This is a genomic window from Acinetobacter sp. UBA6720 (assembly GCF_002454215.1).
Lineage (GTDB): Bacteria > Pseudomonadota > Gammaproteobacteria > Pseudomonadales > Moraxellaceae > Acinetobacter.
The window spans coordinates 481-3,056 of sequence record NZ_DKIK01000160.1 but is presented as its reverse complement, the minus strand read 5'-3'; the positions used below and the strand labels follow the sequence as shown (position 1 = coordinate 3,056).

Annotated in this window: 5 protein-coding genes; 2 read left to right on the top strand and 3 right to left on the bottom strand. The window is 39.1% G+C overall.

Annotated features, from left to right (window positions below; genetic code table 11):
• Positions 1 to 314, bottom strand: a 314-nt coding sequence (locus B4F08_RS13940; RefSeq protein WP_291374852.1) for a helix-turn-helix domain-containing protein, incomplete at its 3' end; no start/stop codon positions are given.
• A 184-nt stretch (positions 315 to 498) separates the two neighbouring features.
• Between B4F08_RS13940 and B4F08_RS13935 the strand changes: the two genes are divergently transcribed.
• Positions 499 to 1,140, top strand: coding sequence for a LysE family transporter (locus B4F08_RS13935; RefSeq protein ID WP_086210184.1), 642 nt, complete (start codon positions 499 to 501; stop codon positions 1,138 to 1,140).
• Here B4F08_RS13935 and B4F08_RS13930 read toward each other — a convergent pair.
• A complete protein-coding gene (locus B4F08_RS13930; protein WP_086210183.1) occupies positions 1,102 to 1,314 on the bottom strand; it encodes a hypothetical protein in 213 nt (70 codons plus the stop codon). The two genes, B4F08_RS13935 and B4F08_RS13930, sit on opposite strands and share 39 nt — an antisense overlap.
• Before the next feature lie 314 nt (positions 1,315 to 1,628).
• Here B4F08_RS13930 and B4F08_RS13925 point away from each other — a divergent pair, with 314 nt between their 5' ends.
• On the top strand, positions 1,629 to 1,874 hold the full coding sequence (locus B4F08_RS13925; RefSeq protein WP_162900260.1) for a hypothetical protein: 246 nt from the start codon (positions 1,629 to 1,631) through the stop codon (positions 1,872 to 1,874).
• Between the two features lie 96 nt (positions 1,875 to 1,970).
• Here the strand turns inward: B4F08_RS13925 and metK are convergent.
• Positions 1,971 to 2,576 (bottom strand): methionine adenosyltransferase (gene metK / locus B4F08_RS13920; RefSeq protein WP_291374850.1); only part of this gene is annotated, 606 nt, incomplete at its 5' end.

The window sequence follows — 2,576 nt, the reverse complement described above, 5'->3', positions numbered from 1 at the left end:
CGATAAATTGAATGCAAACTGACTGGAACATGAGAAGCAATCTGTTCAGGACTCCATTGAAGATCAAGATAAGAGATGACATGTGCCCACATTTCACAAGGGATTCTTTTAGGATTAGGACAATGTCGTCTTCGAGCTACTTTATTGGCATGTTTAGCGAAATAGCCATTTCTAGCTCGATTACGTTTGATTTCTCTAGAAATGGTTGAAGGTGAACGATTCAGCCTCCAAGCGATATAACGTTTAGAAAAACCTTCACGTAACAATGTATAAATCTGATATCGTTCTTCTTGGGTAAGATGAGTATAGTTCATGATGCAACTTTGACTTTGGTCGGTCGGAAGCAAAATGCTAGCTCATCTTGCTTCTTTCCAATAATTTAATCTCTGTTGCACTTCATTTGAGAATCTAAGATTGCTTTAAAAATGTTGAGGTGTTGATGATTTAAAATAAATATAACAAACGATATAATTAATTTTTAAAATTATACTTCTTTTTATGTCATTGCTTTTCACGATTTGTGCTTTGCATTTTGTTGCACAGCTTAGTCCCGGTCCTGATGTTTTGCTGATTGCCAAAAGTTCAGCTTCGACCACACAAAAAAATACGTTAAAAACTATCTTAGGTATTTCCGTTGGCATCGTGGTTTGGGTGGTTTTAACCTTGTTAGGTTTTACTGTACTCATCGACAAAATGCCATGGATTCAACAGCTATTGATGTTGGTTGGTGGGGTGTTTCTCGCACGTATGGGCTGGTTCATGTTGAAAACAGGCATCAACACAATACAGCAAGACGCAATGCTGGATGATGGTCAAAAACTGGCTACACCGAAGGCCAACCATTATTTCATGTCAGGTTTGCTGACGAACTTGTCCAACCCGAAAACGCTGATTTATTTTAGTAGTGTGTTTTCACTAGCCTTGAGTTCTAGCGCAAGTCCTTACTTAAAAATGCAGCTTGCGGTGATTATTCCAATTCAAACTTTTATGACTTTTGCATTGTTGATGATGCTTTTGTCATTACCTAAAATTAAGGCGGCTTATCAGCGTTCAGGAAGTTATATCGACATTTTTTCTGGTGGGTTGTTCCTGATTTTTGCTTTATGGCTTTGGTATGATGCTCTTGCAATCTACATCTAAGTTCTCTTTAAGTTCTTTAGATGATGGGATCTGTTCCAAGGTGGAGGCCTCGTCTTTTTTACTCTGTGTATAACGGTTAGGCTGCAATGTCGCTTCGGTATTTTCTGAGCCCTTATAGCTACGACTACGGTTGGCACGTTCGCGTAAACCGCCTTTTTTGATCAACTGAACCATTCTTTCTTCCTCATCGTTGCATCGTATTTTAATAAACAATCGCTAGAAAACTAAAGGGTTTTAAGCAAATATGATGGAATACGTCAAAAACTATTATGTTACAAAATGAAATTGTCATGATTGGGTGTTATAACAAGGAATTGTTTTTAATTCAGTTGATTAGTTTTACGGTGTAAGTTTTTGCTGACAGCATTTCAGGTTAATGGTACTTGTGCCTCAACAAATACTCACATAAGATAAATTAATCTAACATTCTGTGAGGCAGGGTGATGGACAATAAAAACAAGAAAGTAAGAAAACAAAGGGGGAAAGTTATGCTCTATCAATATCACTGCGCTTGTTGCGAAACAGTTGTCGCATCAACAGACAAAGACTGCCCAAACTGTGGATCACACAATATTAGAAGCCCTTTTGGATTTTGGATTTTCTGTATTGTTGCATGTTTAGCAGCGGCCATTATTGTTAAATCTGTACAAGTTTATTTGACGGATCGAAATAGTGAACCTACCGCTGTGACTTCACTTTTTGATGTGCTTAATCATGAAAATAAACCAAAGTAAGTGATGTTCAATGACTTCACGATTGAACTGATGGGCTATTTTCCATCAGTGAAAATAAAAAAACCCGCATTAAGCGGGTTTCTTTTGGAATCAAACTTATAGACCAGCTGCAGCTTTAAGCGCTTCCACTTTGTCAGTTTTTTCCCATGTAAATGCAGTATCTGAACCTTCGCGACCGAAGTGACCATAAGCAGCAGTTTGCTTATACATCGGTTGAATGAGGTCAAGCATACGAGTGATACCGTATGGACGTAAGTCGAAGTGTTCACGGACTAATGCAATGATCAGCTCTTCAGATACTTTTGCTGTATTGAAGGTATTGATTGAAATAGACGTTGGCTCAGCCACACCAATGGCATACGACACTTGGATTTCACATTTGTCTGCAAGACCCGCAGCTACAATGTTTTTCGCAACATAACGACCTGCGTAAGCAGCAGAACGGTCAACTTTAGATGGATCTTTACCAGAGAAAGCACCACCACCGTGACGTGCCATACCACCGTAGGTGTCTACGATGATTTTACGGCCTGTTAAACCACAGTCGCCCACTGGGCCACCAATCACAAACATTCCTGTTGGGTTGATGTGGAATTTGGTGTCTGCATGGAACATCTCAGCAGGAATTACTTTTTTCACGATTTCTTCAATAACAGCTTCTTTTAAGTTGCTTTGAGAAATTTCAGGATCGTGCTGGGTAGA

Bases quoted from the DNA above. Each gene is read 5' to 3' on its own strand.
- B4F08_RS13935 (WP_086210184.1), top strand. From the start codon at position 499: ATGTCATTGCTTTTCACGATTTGTGCTTTGCATTTTGTTGCACAGCTT.
- B4F08_RS13930 (WP_086210183.1), bottom strand. From the start codon at position 1,314: ATGGTTCAGTTGATCAAAAAAGGCGGTTTACGCGAACGTGCCAACCGT.
- B4F08_RS13925 (WP_162900260.1), top strand. From the start codon at position 1,629: ATGCTCTATCAATATCACTGCGCTTGTTGCGAAACAGTTGTCGCATCA.